16 protein-coding genes are annotated in these 17009 nt (G+C 62.1%); 8 read left to right on the top strand and 8 right to left on the bottom strand.

Going from position 1 to position 17009, the window contains the following annotated elements:
• Nucleotides 1–291 precede the first annotated feature (291 nt).
• The gene (locus NKJ57_RS22235) at nucleotides 292–1161 is read right to left on the bottom strand and encodes a LysR family transcriptional regulator (RefSeq protein WP_352512505.1); all 870 of its coding nucleotides are present in this window, start codon (nucleotides 1159–1161) and stop codon (nucleotides 292–294) included.
• A 54-nt stretch (nucleotides 1162–1215) separates the two neighbouring features.
• On the opposite strand from NKJ57_RS22235, the gene NKJ57_RS22230 reads away from it, so the two are divergent.
• Together NKJ57_RS22230 and NKJ57_RS22225 are read left to right on the top strand one after the other, a co-directional pair.
• On the top strand, nucleotides 1216–1551 hold the full coding sequence (locus NKJ57_RS22230; protein ID WP_352573764.1) for a DUF1127 domain-containing protein: 336 nt from the start codon (nucleotides 1216–1218) through the stop codon (nucleotides 1549–1551).
• Nucleotides 1552–1692: 141 nt separating this feature from the next.
• On the top strand, nucleotides 1693–2790 hold the full coding sequence (locus NKJ57_RS22225; protein ID WP_352512507.1) for a DUF930 domain-containing protein: 1098 nt from the start codon (nucleotides 1693–1695) through the stop codon (nucleotides 2788–2790).
• A 71-nt stretch (nucleotides 2791–2861) separates the two neighbouring features.
• On the opposite strand, the gene NKJ57_RS22220 is transcribed toward NKJ57_RS22225, so the two are convergent.
• The 6 genes from NKJ57_RS22220 to NKJ57_RS22195 all read right to left on the bottom strand — a co-directional run bounded on the left by NKJ57_RS22220 (nucleotide 2862) and on the right by NKJ57_RS22195 (nucleotide 9452).
• Nucleotides 2862–3605: a ribonuclease activity regulator RraA gene (locus NKJ57_RS22220; RefSeq protein ID WP_023752140.1), complete on the bottom strand. Its 744-nt coding sequence runs from the start codon at nucleotides 3603–3605 to the stop codon at nucleotides 2862–2864.
• A 23-nt stretch (nucleotides 3606–3628) separates the two neighbouring features.
• Nucleotides 3629–4792, bottom strand: coding sequence for a mandelate racemase/muconate lactonizing enzyme family protein (locus NKJ57_RS22215; RefSeq protein ID WP_352512509.1), 1164 nt, complete (start codon nucleotides 4790–4792; stop codon nucleotides 3629–3631).
• A 31-nt stretch (nucleotides 4793–4823) separates the two neighbouring features.
• Complete coding sequence (locus tag NKJ57_RS22210; protein WP_352512510.1) at nucleotides 4824–5921, bottom strand: ABC transporter ATP-binding protein; 1098 nt, start codon at nucleotides 5919–5921, stop codon at nucleotides 4824–4826.
• Between the two features lie 124 nt (nucleotides 5922–6045).
• Nucleotides 6046–6936, bottom strand: coding sequence for a carbohydrate ABC transporter permease (locus NKJ57_RS22205; protein WP_023714612.1), 891 nt, complete (start codon nucleotides 6934–6936; stop codon nucleotides 6046–6048).
• Nucleotides 6933–7892, bottom strand: a complete 960-nt coding sequence (locus tag NKJ57_RS22200) for a carbohydrate ABC transporter permease (protein WP_023681191.1) — start codon at nucleotides 7890–7892, stop codon at nucleotides 6933–6935. The genes NKJ57_RS22205 and NKJ57_RS22200 overlap by 4 nt, the downstream gene beginning before the upstream one ends.
• 81 nt (nucleotides 7893–7973) lie before the next feature.
• Nucleotides 7974–9452: an ABC transporter substrate-binding protein gene (locus NKJ57_RS22195; RefSeq protein ID WP_023712166.1), complete on the bottom strand. Its 1479-nt coding sequence runs from the start codon at nucleotides 9450–9452 to the stop codon at nucleotides 7974–7976.
• Nucleotides 9453–9657: 205 nt separating this feature from the next.
• Here NKJ57_RS22195 and NKJ57_RS22190 point away from each other — a divergent pair, with 205 nt between their 5' ends.
• Genes NKJ57_RS22190 through NKJ57_RS22170 form a run of 5 tightly spaced genes read left to right on the top strand, consistent with a single transcriptional unit; the run spans nucleotide 9658 to nucleotide 14588 of the window.
• Complete coding sequence (locus NKJ57_RS22190) at nucleotides 9658–10368, top strand: GntR family transcriptional regulator (RefSeq protein ID WP_023817855.1); 711 nt, start codon at nucleotides 9658–9660, stop codon at nucleotides 10366–10368.
• A gap of 54 nt (nucleotides 10369–10422) precedes the next feature.
• Nucleotides 10423–11589: a mandelate racemase/muconate lactonizing enzyme family protein gene (locus NKJ57_RS22185; RefSeq protein WP_023729476.1), complete on the top strand. Its 1167-nt coding sequence runs from the start codon at nucleotides 10423–10425 to the stop codon at nucleotides 11587–11589.
• Nucleotides 11590–11645: 56 nt separating this feature from the next.
• Complete coding sequence (locus NKJ57_RS22180; RefSeq protein WP_352512513.1) at nucleotides 11646–13004, top strand: mandelate racemase/muconate lactonizing enzyme family protein; 1359 nt, start codon at nucleotides 11646–11648, stop codon at nucleotides 13002–13004.
• A gap of 46 nt (nucleotides 13005–13050) precedes the next feature.
• Entirely contained in the window at nucleotides 13051–13377 is a 327-nt protein-coding gene (locus tag NKJ57_RS22175) for an NIPSNAP family protein (RefSeq protein ID WP_352512515.1), read from the top strand.
• An 8-nt stretch (nucleotides 13378–13385) separates the two neighbouring features.
• On the top strand, nucleotides 13386–14588 hold the full coding sequence (locus NKJ57_RS22170; protein WP_023817858.1) for a mandelate racemase/muconate lactonizing enzyme family protein: 1203 nt from the start codon (nucleotides 13386–13388) through the stop codon (nucleotides 14586–14588).
• A 74-nt stretch (nucleotides 14589–14662) separates the two neighbouring features.
• On the opposite strand, the gene NKJ57_RS22165 is transcribed toward NKJ57_RS22170, so the two are convergent.
• Nucleotides 14663–15301, bottom strand: coding sequence for a MarR family winged helix-turn-helix transcriptional regulator (locus NKJ57_RS22165; RefSeq protein ID WP_352512516.1), 639 nt, complete (start codon nucleotides 15299–15301; stop codon nucleotides 14663–14665).
• Between the two features lie 116 nt (nucleotides 15302–15417).
• On the opposite strand from NKJ57_RS22165, the gene NKJ57_RS22160 reads away from it, so the two are divergent.
• Nucleotides 15418–16947: an MDR family MFS transporter gene (locus tag NKJ57_RS22160; protein ID WP_352573762.1), complete on the top strand. Its 1530-nt coding sequence runs from the start codon at nucleotides 15418–15420 to the stop codon at nucleotides 16945–16947.
• Nucleotides 16948–17009: the final 62 nt, after the last annotated feature.

Raw genomic sequence — 17009 nt, 5'->3', positions numbered from 1 at the left:
AAAAAAGTTCCCGGAACGCGCCGCTTGAACACGCCAGGTGCAAGAATCAGGTTCTATCGCCTTGGCACAGGGAATCAGAGGGTGATCTTTGCGGCAAGACAAGATGTGGGACTTGTACCATATACGCCTGAATGAGCCGACCTTTTGAACGAGTCTCCAGTTCAATCTTCCGGAACCGGCTCGGATTCTGGCCAGCGAAAATCCACATCCGGGATCCAACCCCTTCAAGCTTCACGCGCCCGCCTCACGCGCCAGAACCTGAGAATGTGGCGGCCGATCGACCCCTGAGGCTTACCGGATCGGCATCTTGCCGCTAAACAACGGCTGACGGGTCCGCATCAGGGCGGCAATCCGGTCGGCAATCTTTCGTACTGGCGGGGAGTGGCGTTCCTCATGGTGGGTGACGATCCACTGGTCGGTTTCGAGTTCTGGGATAGGCTGAGCGACGCGAACCAGCCGCAGGTCGCTGTCGCCGACGAAACACGGAAACACTGAAAGGCCGGCGCCCGCGGCCACAAGTTCTCGCACCGAATGGGCGTTGTTCCCGCGCACGGCGATGCGGTCGCCGTGATGGGCTTGCAGCCAGCGCGCCGAGGCGACGTTCGCTCCTTCGCCGGTGACGCCGACGAACAAGCCGGCAGCGATGCCGTTAATCAGGTGGCGTCCGGAATAGATGGCATAGGCGACCTTGCCGCTCTGGCGGCCGGCCAGCCACTGTTCGGTTGGGCGCTCGCTGCGGATGCCGATATCGGCGGCGCGGCGACCGATGTCGACCCGATCGGTCGTGGTGACGAGTTCCACCCTGATGCCGTCATCGACCGTCCAGATTTCGCCGATATGGGCCGAAACGAAGGCCGAGGTCCAAGGCCCGGCCGAGACGCGGACAATGCGGTCGGGCAGGTTTCCCTCGCGCCAGCGGGTTAGCGACTGCATTGCTGCTTCGACGTCTTCGGCGCGCCGCAGCAGTTCTTCACCGACCGGGGTTAGCCGGTAGCCGGTCTGCTGCCGTACGAACAGCGCTTCGCCGATCTGCTTTTCGAGCGCGGTGACACGTCGTCCGAGTGTGGCTGCGCTGAGGCGCGTGGTTGCCGTAGCCGCGCTCAGACCACCCAGCCGCGCAACGTCGAGAAACAACCTCAGATCGTCCCAGCCAATATCCATATTGCAGAAATGAAAAACTCCTTGCGACCGTGGCTGTAGCGCGAAGCGGACATCATGCGCAAGTATGCAGCCGTTAGAGGCGCTGGAAATTCCTGCCCTGGTGGGACAATGACAGGCACCTCGGTTGGCCAGGAAGTCAGTCCAATCCTTCGATCGTGCATACGCTTTGCGCGATTGCTTTGCGTTTTCGACCAACTCAAGAGCGTGAGGTATTTCGCTCCCAAGGAGACGATCATGTTGCATGAACTTCGACACCGTTTCGCCCGCTGGCTTGCCTATCGCCAGACGCTTGCGAGCTTGAGGCGGCTTCCAGACAGCATATTGGCGGATGCGGGCCTTTCTCGCGAAGAGCTCCGCGAGCGTGCCCGCGACGCCAGCCTGCGTCGCTGAGATTGGAGGCGGGCATGCAGAGAATGGAGCCGGCGGCGAGAAGCAATCATGCGTCGTCTCCTCACTGCTGAGCTGCGGCTGAATGCGCCAATACGGTTGCCACGCTTGATGCCGCCGCAGTTTCGCTCCACATCGTGAGGGATGAAGACCGAGACATCCGAGCGGCGTCGGACTTTGCTGTGGGCCTTGCCCGCATCGCTGGTCCTGCATGCGCTCATCACCGCGTTCCTGGTCTATGGCCTGCCCGTTCCTGCCCAGCAGCCGCAGGAGGAGCAAGCGGTGAACGTCGCGCTCGTGCCGCCGCCCGAACCGCCAAAGCCTGAGCCCGCTCCCGCGCCGCCTCCACCGCAACCTGGAAAGCCGCCGGAGCAGAAGGTTGAAAAGCCGGCACCGGAAAAGCTGCCGCCAATCGAGGTCCTGAAGCCTGTTTTTCAGTTCGGCGACAAAGACACTGGCCCCAAAAAATCCTTGGATGGAGGCAGCGCTCATGACAATGCGCCATCGCCGGCCAAGGATAACGAGCCACAGTCGGCTGTCGCGCCAAAGGATGCGGAGAGTAAACCCGCCCCAGCGCCAGACGCCGGAGGGCCGGCAGAGTCAGCCAAGATTAATGAGAAGCCGGAAGCGGACAAACAGGAGGCTGCGACCCCTCCCGCTGACAAACAGGCATCCGCGGCCGCAATGCCTTTGGCTGCCCATGGGGACGACGGTGAGATCGAGCTTCCCGCGTCGGCTCAGGCGCCTCGGACCAGACCCGAAAACGTGCCGAAACGCCGCCCGGCAAAGGCTACGAAGTCAGGACGCGGAATCACCGAAGAGCCAAACTCCATCGACGTGGCCTCGGCTACACCGCGGCCATATTCGGGCCTTCCGGGCGTTCGCAAACTCTTTTCGCAAGGCGCTACCGGTGATGTGTTCGCAACGAACTCGATGGCCGACGTGCCTCGCGATCAACGGGCCGCCAGACTTTGCGCCAGCGTTCTTGAGCAAGAGTTGAACGACGCCTCTTATTCTCCCCAACTGATCCCAAGCATTCCGCTCAAGGCCGGCAATGTTCTTGACGCCCCAGACACCGCTTTCCGCACGGCAACGACATGGTACCATCTGAGCTTCCGGTGCGGTATCGACATCAATGCGACGCGGGTCACGTCGTTCGCCTTCCGTGTCGGAGCCGCCGCCTCGCCAGACGAAAGCGCCTTTCTTGATCGGGACGTTCGTCGGCGGCGCGGTCCTGGCTGAGACGTCCTCCCAGTAGTCTGTCGGGGCGCACATCAAATTTCACCGCATATGGATCGTTTTGAATGCCTGCTTCAATCCGCCGGGCGGTTGGCTTTGCGCCACTCCTCATATTCGCCGCGAGCATCGTCGTGCAGCGGATAATAGCGCTGCAGCGGGGCGCCCTGCATGAGCTTCTCGCGCGAGAACTCCTCCCAATCGTGATGTTTTTTCGATTCTTCAATTACCTTTGCCGCCATTGCGACGGGAAGCACAACCGCCCCGTCGTCGTCTGCGATGATAATGTCGCCCGGGATCACCGTGACACCACCACAGGCTATCGGAACGTTGACGGCGTTCGGATAGATGCTGGTTTGCACATGGTAGTTGGGCGTCCAGCCGCGCAGCCATAGCGGCAGATCGAGCTTTTCGACATTCGGCCGGTCGCGCATGCATCCATCGATGACGATGCCCGCGCCGCCTCTGCCCTTGAAGTAGGTCGACATCATATCGCCGAAGACGCCCGAGCTCATGTCGCCGCGCGCGTCGACGACGACCACATCGCCTTCCTGCGCGTGATAGAGCACGTGCCGGTGCAGTTGCGTTTCCGGGTCGGCGTATTCTCCCTCGCTGAAGAGGTCCGGCCGCTGCGGCAGGAACTGCAGCGTCAGCGCCGGCCCGACGATCGACTTCCCATGGTTCTGCGCCACCGGACCGACCATGTGCGGATTGCGGAAACCCATGTGGCCCAGCGTGCCGGCAACCGTCGCGGCGCCGATTTCCCTCAGGGCGTCAATGAGGTCTTTGGACGGTCGCGTGATGTCAGGGATATGCGTCATTGTGGACTCCGGTTGAGATGGAACTACCAGTTCGTAACAGACCCGTCCCGGCGCCTGAGGTGAGGCGCTTCCCAGAAACGAAAAGCCTCCGCCCGGACCGCCGCTTCGTTGACCTCGACGCCGAGCCCCGGCAGGTCGCTGACCGGATAGTCGGGACCGTCGAGCCGTGGCTGCACGGGGAAGAAGTCGGAATTGTCGAAGCCCAGCTTCGTCTCGGGTTCCCTGGTCTCGAGCCACGCGAAGTTGGGTACCGCGGCGGCGAGATGCAGGGTCGCGGCCGTGCACACCGGACCAAGCGGATTGTGCGGCATCAGGTCGACATAGTGCGCCTCGCTCCAGCCGGCGACTTTCATCGCCTCGGTGAGCCCGCCGACATTGCAGACATCGAGACGGTTGAACTGATGGATGCCGCGCTCGATGTAGGGCAGGAACTGCCACTTGCTGGCAAATTCCTCGCCGATGGCAAAGGGAATGTCGGTCATCCTGCGCAGGGATTCGTAGGCTTCAGGTGTCTCGTCGCGGATCGGCTCCTCGAGAAAATCAAGCACGCCGCGGCCGAGCTTGTTGCAGAAGCTCGCCGCCTCTGCCACCGACAGCCGATGATGATAGTCGATGCCGAGGACGACGTCGTCGCCCAGCGCCTCGCGCGCCTTGTTCAGCATGCTCGCGGTAGCGCCGATCGACTCGCGGGGTTCGAAGATGTCCCTGCTGCTTTGCCCTACGGGGAAGAAGCGGATCGCCTGCCACCCCCGTGCGCGCAGCTCCCGGGCTCGTTCGATGGCGAGGTCGCCCTCGGCCTCGTCTCCGGTCGAGGCGAAGGTGGGGATGCGGTCGCGCTGCTTGCCGCCCAGCAGTTCGTAGACCGGCACCCCCAGCGCCTTGCCCTTGATGTCGTGAAGGGCGATGTCGATGGCGGAGATAGCCGCCTGCAGAACGCGCCCGCCTTCGAAGTACTGGCTGCGATATGCCTCCTGCCAGATCCGCCCGATCTGCATCGGGTCACGGCCGATGAGAAACTCGCGAAAATGCTCGACCGCGCCGGCAACGGCCTTTTCGCGCCCGCTCAAGCCGCTCTCGCCCCAGCCGAAGACGCCCTGGTCGGTCTCGATCTTGACGAGCATCTGATTACGCGTTCCAACCCATACAGGATAGGGTTTGATCGCGGTGATCTTAAGCTTTTCAGTCATCCCCAACGTTCCCAATGAACCCCGTCTTGTCTCAGCCGGCCTTGAGGGCCAGTTCAGTTTCGCCATCGAACAGATGCAGCCGCTCCTGGTCGAACTCGAGCCAGATCTGCTCGTCAGGTGCGACGGCGATGTTGGGGGACACGCTGATGTTGACGATGGCGCCTGACAGCAACGCCTGCACGAAGGTGACGTCTCCGGTCGGCTCCACTGTATAGGCCCTGGCCGGGACGCTGCCTGGCGCCGCGCTCTTGTGGAGCCTGATGGTCGAGTGACGTGCGCCGAGCACGACTTTCCTCGACGTTGCCCCCGCAACCTTCCGGGCGTTGAGCGGCGAGAGCTCAAGGCTCCAGCCCTCCGCGCCGGTCAACGCAGTGTTGCCGTTTGCTGTCGATGCCTCCAGTGGAACAAGGCTCATCGCCGGGCTGCCGATGAAGCTGGCGACGAACATGTTCACCGGATGGGCAAAGACCTGCGCCGGAGAATCGTATTGCAACAGGTAGCCGCCGTTCATCACCGCCATCTTGTCGGCCATGGTCACGGCTTCGAGCTGGTCGTGCGTGACATAGATGATGGTCGCCTTGAGGTCCTGGTGGAAGCGCTTGATCTCCGAGCGCATCTGGACGCGCAGTTTGGCGTCGAGGTTGGAGAGCGGCTCGTCCATGAGGAAAACGGCAGGGTCGCGGACGAGGGCGCGCCCCAAGGCGACACGTTGCTGCTGCCCGCCTGAAAGTTCGCGCGGCTTGCGCTCGAGAAGGTGCGTCATGTCGAGCACGCGCGCCGCTTCCTTGACCTTCCTGTCGATCTCGTCCCTGGGCAGCTTGCGCATCTGCAGCGGGAACGCCAGGTTCTTGTAGACCGATTTCTGCGGGTAGAGCGCGTAGTTCTGGAACACCATCGCGATGTCCCGGTCCTTGGGGTCGAGGTCGTTGACCACGCGGTCGCCGATGACGATGTCGCCCGATGTGACCGGGATCAATCCCGCGACAAGATTGAGCGTGGTTGTCTTGCCGCAGCCCGAAGGGCCGACGAGCGCAACGAACTCGCCGTCATTGACCGTCAGCGAAACGTCGTTGACAGCTTTGAAGCCGCCATAGGTCTTGACGAGATCTCTCAGGACCACGTGGGCCATCGGCAACTCCCTACGGCATGATGCCGAAAAGTGTGAAGCGGTTTTCGGACGACATCATGCTCTGTCTCTTTGATTTAGAGGCGGATTCAGATTTCAGGTCGAACAGACCTGAAATCATCCGGCTCTAGTGTTTGACCGCGCCTTCTGTAAGGGCGCGTACGAAGTATCGTTGCAGGAGGAGGAACAGCACCACGACGGGCACGCTCATCATGAAGCTGGCCGCCATCAGGCCCGGAAAGTCCGTCGTATTCTCCGAGAAGAAACGCTGTATGCCGACCGGCAGGGTCAACTGCTCGTTCTTGGAGAGAAAGGTGTAGGCATAGATGTACTCGTTCCAGGCGCCAATGAAGGAATAGATCGCGGTGGCGATGATTCCGGGCGTCGAGAGAGGCATCACGATCAGGATGAAGGCCTGGAACCGGGTCGCCCCATCGATCCGCGCCGCCTGCTCGAGCTGCACCGGAATGTTGTCGTAAAAGCCCTTGAGCAGCCAGATCGCCAGCGGCAGGCCGAAGGTGAGATAGGTGAGAATGAGCGAGCCATGCGTGTTCACCAGCCCGATCGCGCGCATCAGGATGAAGAGCGGCACGAGAAAGATCACCGCCGGGAACATGTTGCGCAAAAGCACGGTGAAGAACAGGAAGTTTCGACCGGGGAAACGAAAGCGCGAAAACGCGTAGGCCGCAGGAACGGCCACGATCACCGAAAGGATTGTGGTGACCGTGGACACGTAGAGGCTGTTCCAGAAAAAACGCAGGAAGTCCTGGCCGACGCTGTTTTGCGGATCGAGCAGCTTTTGGTAGCTGGCCAGGGTAGGCTCTTCCGGCCACCATTGCGGCGGGAACTGCATCGCCGCGAAGCCGGACTTGATCGAGGTGATCAGCATCCAGATCATCGGCAACGCGGTGTAAAGCAGCATGAACACGAGGAAGATGCGCCCGGCCCAACGCCATCCGTCGATGCGCATGCGGCGCCGGGCCGGACGTCGAGGGACTGTCTCGACGATCGTGCTCATGCGCTCCCCTCTTTGCGCTCGTTGCCGGCCAGCGCACGGACGTAGAAGTAGCCCAGCACCATCAGCATGAGGAACAGGAGTACCGAATAGGCCGATGCGACGCCCCATCGCTGCCGGCCGAAAGCGAGCTCATAAATGTGGGTGATCCAGATGTGCGAAGCGTTCGACGGCCCGCCACCGGTCATGATCCACGGGATGATGAAGGAATTGAAATTGGCCACTGCGAGCAGCAGGATCGTCACCGTGGAGACGTTGCGCAGATGCGGGAAGGTGACGTGCCAGAAACGCTGCCATGCATTGGCCCCGTCGACTTCCGCGGCGCGCAGCAACTGGTCGGGGACCGTCTGCAAACCGGCCATCATCATGATCATGGCAAACGGAAACTCGCGCCAGATGTTGACGACGATCAAGGAGGGCAGCACCGTGCTGACGTTGTCGATGAAGTTCGGCGGCCGGTCAGCCAATCCGAGGCCGACCAGCACCGCGCCGATGATGCCGAAGTCCGAATGGTAAATCCACTTCCAGATATAGGAGGCGGCAACCGCGCTGATGACCCAGGGAATGATCAGGATAGCGCGCAGGACACCCCGGCCGATAAACTCGCGGTGGAGGGCCAGCGCAGCGGCAAATCCCAAGGCAAAGGCAACGAAGGTGGATGCAATCGTCCAGATCAGGGTGTTCAAGGTGACTTTCCAGAACACCTGACTGGTGAGGATGGCCGTGTAGTTGTCCAATCCGATAAAGGTCTTGTCGCGGAGCTGCAGGCCAGGCGGCGTTTTAAAGAACGACAGCTCGACCGTGTAGTAGATCGGATAGGCGATGACGATGAGCATCACGGCGATCGCTGGAAGCACGTAAGCGTAGTCGGCGCGATGCTCCCAGATATTCCGCAGCACCCCGGAGCTACCGGGTTGCAATCTTCGGCGAGCCTCGGCCTTGCCGGTCACGATCGTCACGATGGCGTGCCCTTGTTGTTCGGAGCAAACCGGCTGCACGCACTATCGGCGCAGCCGGTCGGATCGCAGGTCAGGCCCGGACTAGAGTCCGTCCATCAGGTTCTTCACCTTCTCGGCCGCGTCGTCCGCTGCCTGGTCGACGGTCATCGCTCCGGTCAGGGCGTTCTGCAGCATGTCCGGGACGATGATATTCATGATCTCGGGGGATTGCGGCAGCGCCGGGAACGGAATGCCGTATGGCAACATCGAGGTGGTGACATCGAGGAACTTGATGTTGTCCAGACGTTCCTTCATCCATTTGGTCTTGAAGCCGTTGAGGTTGCCCGGGTTCGAGCCGGCATACGCCATCTTCAGCGACCATTCAGGGCTCGTCCACATGCAGATGATGGCCTTTGCAGCCGGCTCGTCCACCTTGCCGCCCTCGACATATTCGGGCTTCAGGATGTGAATGTTCGAGCCGCCAAACACGACGGCGCGCTTGCCGTCGGGGCCGGTCGGGATCAGGCCGTAGCGCATGTTGTCGATGACGGTCTGCGCCTTCTCCTTGTCGGCGCCCGTTGCCTTCTTCTGCAGGTCGAGCATGACGTTATAGTCGGACGGGTGCGAGACCATCATGCCGAGTTGGCCGGCGACGAACAGGGGCTGGTTATCGGCCTGCTGGTTGGTGAGGGCCGAAACCGGAACCGACTTGTCGCGAACATACATGTCGTAGGAGGCTTGCAACGCCGCCTTGCTCTGCGGGCTATTGAGCTCGACCTCCTTATAGGTCGGGTTCGCGGAGGCTTCGTCGAAGACACCGCCGCCATAGGCCCATAGTTGCGGCATGAAGCGGTACGGCGTGTTGCCGGCGTTCTTTCGCGCCACGAGGCCGTAGCCGGCAATGCCGAGCTTGTCATGGATCTGCTTGGAATATTTGACGACGTCGTCCCAGGTCGCCGGAGCCTTGTCCGGATCGAGGCCCGCACGCTTGAAGATGTCGGCGTTCCAGATGAACGCCATCGTCTCATTGTTGGTGGGAATGCCGTAGGTCACGCCATCCCAGGTTACCGCCTTCATGGCGCCGGGCCAGAAATCCTCCGTGGGATAGCCCACATCTTCCGGCTTGAGCGGCTGCAGATAACCCTTCGAGGCGAACTCGGTTCCGCCCAGGATTTGCAGGCGGACCGCCATCGGCGCCGCATTGCCGAGCAGCGCCGTGCGGAATTTGTCGAGAAGGTCGTTGTAGGTGAGGGCCTGATCCTCGAGCTGGATGTTCGGATAGGTCTTGCGGAAGGTTTCGAAGAAATCCTTGTAGTACTGGCGCAGGAGATCGGGGTCGCCCTCGAACACACCCTGATACCAGAACGTCAGTCGCCCCTTGTAGTCGAGCGGAGTGACCTTGCCGCAATCGGCGGCCGTGTCGAAATCCTGTGTGCCGGCGATGGAGCGCACATATTCCGGCGACCACTTGCTCAAATCGACCGGCGGCGAACCCAGCGCCGATCCCGACATGAGCGACGCCATCAAAGCAGTGGCGACAGTGCCGCGCAGGACGGCACCGCCGAGTGTAATCCTCGTCATAGTATCCTCCCAGATTCTCCCATGCCGCTGTGCGCCAAGGGGCTCGTCCGACCGTGCGGGATGCGTCCTTCTGCTCAATGTATCCCTTCGATCATCTGGTACGTTTTCAGATCGTGGATTGCCTGTCAACGCACCCGATCGTACATTGTTTGCAAAACGCGTGTATGATATCGAGCATGCGATGTACTAATCGGGGGAGCCGGCTTTGGCCGAAACAAGTGATTTCAAAGCAGAGCCACCCGTGGGGATTGATCCCATCGGGGCGTCCAGCGAGGGCGCCTCGCTTTATGAGCTGATCCGGGAAGACATCATCGAGGGACGGCTCGCCGCCAACGAACGGCTTGTGGTCACCGATCTCGCCCGGCGTCACGGCACCTCGACCAACCCCGTACGCGAGGCGCTGCAGCTGTTGCGAGGGGAGGGCTTCGTCACCTTTGTCGCCAACCGTGGCGCGCGCGTCCGGCCCATAGACCAGGATTTTGTCCGGGATATCTACGAGATCGGAGTCCTGATCGAGCCGGCCCTGACGCGATGGTTCGTGAACATGGCGACCGGCGAGGACATCGCCGAACTCGAACGCATCCAGGCTCTGATCGAAGAGAACAACTTCACCGACACATTGCGGCACAGTGAACTGGATACCGCCTTCCACACCGTAATGTACCAGCGCCACTACAACCGCCATGCCGCCGAGCTTTGGTGGAAGCATCGCGAAGTGCTGCGAGCCGTGAGCCGCCGTTTCAATTTCACGCTCGCGCGGCGGGCCGCCATCATGCGTGAACACCGCGAGCTCATCGCGCATATCAAATCCGGAAATGCCGACGAGGCGGCCGAACTCATTGCCCGCCATGTCGAGGGTTCCGGCCGGCACGTTCTCGAACAGATGCGTGCGCGCAACGCCGCTCGGGCCGGATAGAACTTCCAGCCCAGAAAATCATTGGTCCGGCCATCAGACAGAGGTAGTTGAGAGATGAAAATCACGAGCGTTCGGCCGTGGCTGATCAAGTCCGATGCTTCCTATTGGGGAGAGTTCCTGTTCGTCGAGGTGACGACCGACGAAGGGGTGAGTGGCTGGGGGGAAATCACCACCACCACAAGGCTCGCCAACCGCGCGCTGTGCACGATCCTGCGGCAGATCGGTGTTGCCGTCACAGGTGAGGATCCGGCGCGCATCGAGCATCTCTGGCACAAGATTTTCCGCAGCTTCACCTATATGGGCAGCCGCGGCGCCGCGGTCGAATGCGTGAGTGCTATCGACATAGCGCTCTGGGACATTCGCGGCAAAGTTCTCGGCAAGCCGATCTACGAGCTGCTGGGCGGACCGGTACGCGATGAAATCGCGCTCTATACCCACCCCAACCAGGCCAAGTTTACCAGCAAGGAGGCTGTGGTCCGCGAAATTCGAGACATCGTCGAATCCGGACACACCGGGCTGAAGTTCGATCCTTTCCCCCACCAGGGCCGCACCGCCGATGGCTTGGCGCGCGAACAGCGGGACGGCTACCTCGATGGCAGCATGACCCGCAAGGACGAGCGCGAGGCTGCCGAACTGACGGCTTTGATCCGTGAAACGGCGGGGCCCGATGTCGACATTCTCATCGACGCGCATGGCCGCTTCGACGTCCCCACCGCCATTCGCCTCTGCCGAAGCCTCGAGGAAGCCGGCCAGATCGACTGGTTCGAGGAGCCATGCCCGCCCGAAAGCCTCAATGCCCTCAAGCAAGTGCGTGAGAAGGTCAGTGCCGCCATCTCGTGGGGCGAGCGCGGCCACACCAAATGGGATTTCGTGCCGGTGCTCGAGAACAGGCTTGCGGACTACATCATGCCGGACGTTACCTGGACCGGCGGCATTACCGAACTGAAGAAGATTTCCGCCCTGTGCGAAGCCTACTACATCCCGGTCTCGCCCCATGACGCCGCGGGACCGATCAATGTGGTTGCGGGAGCGCAGGTGATGATGACGGTTCCCAACTTCTACAAGCTCGAAACGTCGGAGTGGAACCTGGACAAATATAATCACCTCATCGACGAGCCACTCGATGTCTCGAACGGCAGCCTCAAGCTGGCGTCGAAGCCGGGTCTCGGTGTCGAGATGAACCGAGACTACCTGCAGGCCCACGAGATAGAGCTTGGCTAGCAACGCTTATGCAGGCCGGGGGTGCGGGGCGCCACCAATCAGAACGAGGATAAGCCATGGCAAAGACGGGTAGCGCCGGCGAGGCGCTCAATCGGGTAAATACGAACTCCAGGCCGAGCGACCTGCGCATCACCGACCTGCGCGTTGCCGAGATCGTCGGCGCGCCGTTCACCTCCGCGCTGGTCAAGATCTACACCAACCAGGGCATTGTCGGCCTGGGCGAAGTGCGCGACGGCGCCAGCGCGACCTATGCGCTGATGCTGAAGAGCCGGTTGCTGGGCGAGAACCCTTGCGACGTCGACCGGCTGTTCCGCCGCATCAAACAATTTGGCGGCCATGGACGGCAAGGTGGCGGAGTCTCGGCAGTCGAGATCGCGCTTTGGGACCTCGCCGGCAAGGCGTACGGCGTGCCGATCTACCAGATGCTGGGAGGACGGTTTCGCGACAAGGTGCGTGTCTATTGCGACACCGACGCGGACAAGCCCAGCGGCACCGAGACCGGAAAGCGGCTCAAGGCGCGGATGGATCTCGGTTTCACCTTCCTCAAGATGGATCTCGGGCTGGCGCAGATCTCCCACATTCCCGGCGCGGTGGTGGCGCCAGCCGGCGTGCTCGACGGTTTCCGCAGCCATCCCGCTCGCGGCCCGGCACGCACGCTGGACGAGCGCCGGGCGCGTAATGCCGCCTATGACGCGCAAAACGTGCCGCATCCCTTCACCGGCCTCCACTTCACCGAAAAGGGCATCGACCTGCTCGACCAATATATCCACGAGGTCCGCGAGGTGATCGGCTACGAGGTTCCGCTCGCCATCGACCATGTCGGCCACATCTCGCTGCAGGACGGCATCCGTCTGGCCCGGCGGATCGAGAAATACGCACCGGCCTGGCTCGAGGACGTGATCCCCTGGCAGTACACCGAGCAGTATCGGCAGTTGCAGCAGGCGACCTCGGTGCCGATCTGCACGGGTGAGGACATCTACCTCAAGGAAGGCTTCGAGCCGCTGCTCAACGCCGGCATCTCGGTCATCCATCCGGATCTGCTGACCACCGGCGGCATTCTCGAGACCAAGAAGATCGGCGACGCGGCGCAGGAGCATGGCGTCGCCATGGCCATTCACATGGCGGAAAGCCCGATCGCGGCAATGGCCGCCGCGCATGTCGCGGTGGCGACGGAAAACTTCATGGCGCTCGAATATCACAGCGTCGAAGTCGACTGGTGGGACGATATCGTCACCGGCCTGCCCAAGCCGCTGGTCAAGGACGGCTTCATCACCGTGCCCGACAAGCCTGGTCTGGGCATCGACGCCATCGTCGACGAAGTGATCAGCCAGCACCTGCAGCCCGGCGTCACCGGCATCTGGCAACCGACCGATCACTGGGACGACGAATACTCCTGGGACCGCACCTGGAGCTGACTCTACACTTCTCTCCTCGGAGGGAGAGTGAACAGAAGGATGGACCATGATCTACGAACTTCGCATTTACGACTGCGTGCCGGGCCGGCTGCCGACGCTGCTCAAGCGTTTCAACGACCATACCTTGGCGCTGTGGGATAGACACGGCATCCGCCATGCCGGGTTCTTCACCACGGTGGTCGGCGAAAACAGCAATCGACTGACCTATTTCGTCGCCTGGGAATCCGTTGCCGAGCGCGAAGTGAGATGGAAGGCCTTCACCACCGATCCGGCATGGCTCGAGGCCCGCGACGAGTCCGAGCGCGATGGCCCGATCCTGGCCAATATTTCCAGCCAGTTTCTCGCGCCAACCGCCTTCTCGTCGGTGAAATAGAGGACATCATGAAGATCACCGATCTCAGGTGCGCCGTCATCGGCAGGCACCCCATCGTGCGCATCGTCACCGACGAAGGCCTCCATGGCCTCGGCGAGGTCGAGTACACCAAGCCTTATCTGAAACCCTGGGTGCTGCATTTCCGCGACGCGCTGATCGGCGAGGACCCGACGGATGTCGAACGCGTGATGCTGAAGATCCGGCAGCGCGGCTCGTTCAAGCCCTACGGCGCCGCTGTCAGCGCCATAGAGCATGCGCTGTGGGACATCGCCGGCAAGGCCGCCGGCGTCCCGGTCTACAAGCTGCTCGGCGGCAAGGTGCGCGACAAGGTGCGGGTCTACAACGGCTCCATCCGCAAGAAGCGCACCGGCGACAGGCCGGAGGATTACGCGGCCGACGTCAAATGGATGATGGAGCGGCCGGAAGCTTTCTTCATGGTCAAGCAAGGCATCAGCTTTCATTCCAACATGAAGACCAGCGTCCCCGGCTTCCACTACGGCGTGCGTCAGCCGCCGACCTATCACGGCGCGATGGACCAGGGGCAGATCAGCGAGCGCGGCATGGCGCATATGATCGACTGCGTCATCGCCATGAAGGAGGTGCTTGGCGACAAGGTCTCGCTGGCGCTGGATTGCGGCCCCGGCTGGTTCCTGCCCGACGCCATCCGCTTCGCGCGGGCCGTGGAAAAGTACAATCTGATGTGGCTGGAGGATATGCTGACCGGAGACTATGTGCCATGGGTCAATCCACAGGCCTACCGTGAACTCACGACATCGACGTCCACCCCGATCCATACGGGCGAACAGATTTATCTGCGCCATAATTTCAAGGAACTGATCGAAACACAGGCGGTGCGCGTCATCGGCCCGGATCCCGCCGACATCGGCGGTATCGCCGAGCTCAAATGGGTGGCCGAGCATGCCTATATGCACTCGATCATGATGGCGCCGCACGGCACGGCGAACGGTCTGCTGGGCCTCGGCGCGCTGATCAATGTCTGCGCCACGCTGCCGGCCAACTACATCGCCTTCGAATATCCCAGCGCCTCCGACCCCTGGTGGGAGGACATCGTCGTCGGCCTGCCCAAGGGGCAGATCGTCAGGGATAGCATGGTGGACCTGCTCGAAGCTCCGGGACTGGGCCTCGACATCGACGCCAAGGCGGCGAAGAAGTATCTCGCGGCAGAGGACGCCGGTTTCTTCGACCGATAACGATCCGACGCGACCTGAGCGTCAAGGGCTATCGAACGGCTCGCACACATGGGTGAGCGTCCACGCCGTGCCGCCTATTTCGTTTCGGGCAGCATCTCGTCCATCAACTGCTTGACGGCCTCGGCGGATCTTTTCATCCCGGCTTCGTCCATGGCCCAACCGGCGAAGCGTTCCAGCAAGGTGGCGAACCTTACTAGGTCCTGCTCATCCCACTGTGCCAGCGATCCGGCGAAAATCCGCCATTTGGTCTGGCGCACCGCCGCCACGAGGCGCTCACCCTTGGCGGTGAGTTTGAGGCAGATGCGGCGGGCATCGCGTTGCGATGCGACACGGCAGGCATAGCCGCGTTCGACGAGGTCGGCCGCGATGCGGCTGGCGCGCGACGGATCGATCTCGAGGCGCTCGGCGATGACGCCAACCGTCACCTCATCCTGCTGGGTAGCGCTGAAAACCCGATTGTTCGCGATGGCGCTGATCGCATCGAGATGGCTCACTTCCAGCGAAGGGTCTACGCGCGCCAGGATCATGCGGCCGAAGTCGCGGCGCTGGATCGAGCGGCGCACCTTGCTCATTACCGCATCGATGGCGGCCACGGCCTCGGCCGCCGGTTCGGACAGGCCGCTGCCGCGCGCCAGACCGGCGAGGTCCCGATCGCCGCGCGTCTGGAACAGGGATGGAAATCGGTCCGGACTGCTGGATGCGTTGCTGCTCATCCATAGCGCGTTAGCAAGAATATATGCTGATGTCAATTATATGCTGAGCGCACATATCTGGTTGACACCTCTCGGCTGTGGGCACATAAATCGCGCCCCAAGTTACGGAGACACCGATGACTGTCGAGCAGACGCTGCCGGACACAGCGCCCGTGGAGGCCCAAGTCAGGCCCGACCTTACGACCTTGATCGTCTATTTCGGCGCGCTGATCGCCATGTTCATGGCAACCATCTACATGCAGATCGTCGTCACCGCCTTGCCCACCATTGCCGGCGAACTCGGCAATCTGCATTTGTTCGGCTGGGTCGGTGCCGCCTACCTGCTCTCGACCGCCGCGGTCTCGCCATTCTACGGCAAGCTTGGCGACATGTATGGCCGCAAGAATGTCGTGCTGACGGCGATCGGCCTGTTCCTGCTGGGCTCGCTGGTCTGCGGCATGGCATGGTCGATGGAGAGCTTGATCGCCGCGCGCGTGCTGCAGGGTATCGGCGGGGGTGGGTTGATGGTTTCGGCCTTCGCGATGATCGGCGAACTGTTTTCGCCGCGCGACCGCGCCAAATATCAGGGCTACAGTTCGGCGGTGTTCGCGCTGTCGTCGGTGCTCGGCCCGCTGGCCGGCGGCTACATCACCAGCCTGTTCGGCTGGCGTTGGGTGTTCCTGGTCAATTTGCCGATAGGGATCATCGTGCTGGCGGTGCTGGCCTTCGCCATGCGCAGCCGGTTCAACGAAAAGCGGCACCGCATCGACTATCTCGGCGGCGTGCTGCTCGCCACCGGCACGACGGCGATCGTCTATTGGGGCTATCACGTGCTCGACCCCAGCGGACCGGACCTCATCACCTTCGCGCTGCCGCTGCTGGCGCTGGTCGCCATCACCTTGTTCGTCATGGTCGAGCGGCGGGCCGAAGAGCCGATCGTACCTCTGCGGCTGTTCGGCAATTCGACGGTCAGCATCGTCTCGGGCGTGTCGCTGGTCGCCGGAACGGTGACGCTGGGCATGTTCTTCTATTTCGCCCTCTACATGCAGACGCTGACGGGCCTGAGCCCCGCCGAAGTCGGCTTCCTGTTCCTGCCGGCGTCGCTCACGTCCATGGTCATCTCGATCGTGGCCGGGCGGGTGATCGCCGCAACCGGACGCTACAAATGGATGCCGGTGGTCGCCATGGGTATTGGCGGGTTTCTGATGCTGGGCTTCGTCCTCACCAACCAGCATACGCCGATCTGGGTATTGGCGACGATGATGGCAGTGTTCGGCATCAGCATGGGCCTGCAGTTCCAGGTGCTGATCGTGGCGATCCAGGCGGCAGCACCGCTGCAGGATATCGGCGCGGTGACGTCGCTGATCACCCAGGCGCGGACGCTCGGAGCTTCGCTCGGACTGGCGCTGAACGGCGCGGTGATGATCTGGGCGCTGAACCGGCAGACAGCCGAGCTTCCTGCAGACGCCGCCGCCCTGCTGCCCAGTGGCCTGAACGGGTTGACGCCGCACCTCGCATCGAGCCTGCCGGGCGCGATCCGCGAAGTGGTGCTCGACCATTACTCCAGTGGCTTCAACGTGATGTTCATCTGGGTGGCGGCGCTCTATTTCGTCGCCATGGGGCTGACGCTGCTGCTCGAGGACAAAGAGATCCCGAAGCGGGCCTGAGCCAAAGCTTGTGTCATGCGCTGGGTTTAGGCATTTGGCGATGATCTGAAATCACCGAGGAG

The organism is Mesorhizobium sp. M0077 (assembly GCF_040322955.1).
Taxonomy (GTDB): domain Bacteria; phylum Pseudomonadota; class Alphaproteobacteria; order Rhizobiales; family Rhizobiaceae; genus Mesorhizobium.
This window is presented reverse-complemented; position numbering and strand designations above follow the sequence as displayed.

What these genes read in the sequence shown, in the direction of transcription:
- NKJ57_RS22215 (WP_352512509.1), bottom strand. Translation starts at nt 4,792, where the DNA reads ATGACTGAAAAGCTTAAGATCACCGCGATCAAACCCTATCCTGTATGG.
- NKJ57_RS22220 (WP_023752140.1), bottom strand. Translation starts at nt 3,605, where the DNA reads ATGACGCATATCCCTGACATCACGCGACCGTCCAAAGACCTCATTGAC.
- NKJ57_RS22230 (WP_352573764.1), top strand. Translation starts at nt 1,216, where the DNA reads ATGCGCAAGTATGCAGCCGTTAGAGGCGCTGGAAATTCCTGCCCTGGT.
- NKJ57_RS22185 (WP_023729476.1), top strand. Translation starts at nt 10,423, where the DNA reads ATGAAAATCACGAGCGTTCGGCCGTGGCTGATCAAGTCCGATGCTTCC.
- NKJ57_RS22170 (WP_023817858.1), top strand. Translation starts at nt 13,386, where the DNA reads ATGAAGATCACCGATCTCAGGTGCGCCGTCATCGGCAGGCACCCCATC.
- NKJ57_RS22180 (WP_352512513.1), top strand. Translation starts at nt 11,646, where the DNA reads ATGGCAAAGACGGGTAGCGCCGGCGAGGCGCTCAATCGGGTAAATACG.
- NKJ57_RS22195 (WP_023712166.1), bottom strand. Translation starts at nt 9,452, where the DNA reads ATGACGAGGATTACACTCGGCGGTGCCGTCCTGCGCGGCACTGTCGCC.
- NKJ57_RS22225 (WP_352512507.1), top strand. Translation starts at nt 1,693, where the DNA reads ATGAAGACCGAGACATCCGAGCGGCGTCGGACTTTGCTGTGGGCCTTG.
- NKJ57_RS22210 (WP_352512510.1), bottom strand. Translation starts at nt 5,921, where the DNA reads ATGGCCCACGTGGTCCTGAGAGATCTCGTCAAGACCTATGGCGGCTTC.
- NKJ57_RS22175 (WP_352512515.1), top strand. Translation starts at nt 13,051, where the DNA reads ATGATCTACGAACTTCGCATTTACGACTGCGTGCCGGGCCGGCTGCCG.
- NKJ57_RS22235 (WP_352512505.1), bottom strand. Translation starts at nt 1,161, where the DNA reads ATGGATATTGGCTGGGACGATCTGAGGTTGTTTCTCGACGTTGCGCGG.
- NKJ57_RS22165 (WP_352512516.1), bottom strand. Translation starts at nt 15,301, where the DNA reads ATGAGCAGCAACGCATCCAGCAGTCCGGACCGATTTCCATCCCTGTTC.
- NKJ57_RS22160 (WP_352573762.1), top strand. Translation starts at nt 15,418, where the DNA reads ATGACTGTCGAGCAGACGCTGCCGGACACAGCGCCCGTGGAGGCCCAA.
- NKJ57_RS22205 (WP_023714612.1), bottom strand. Translation starts at nt 6,936, where the DNA reads ATGAGCACGATCGTCGAGACAGTCCCTCGACGTCCGGCCCGGCGCCGC.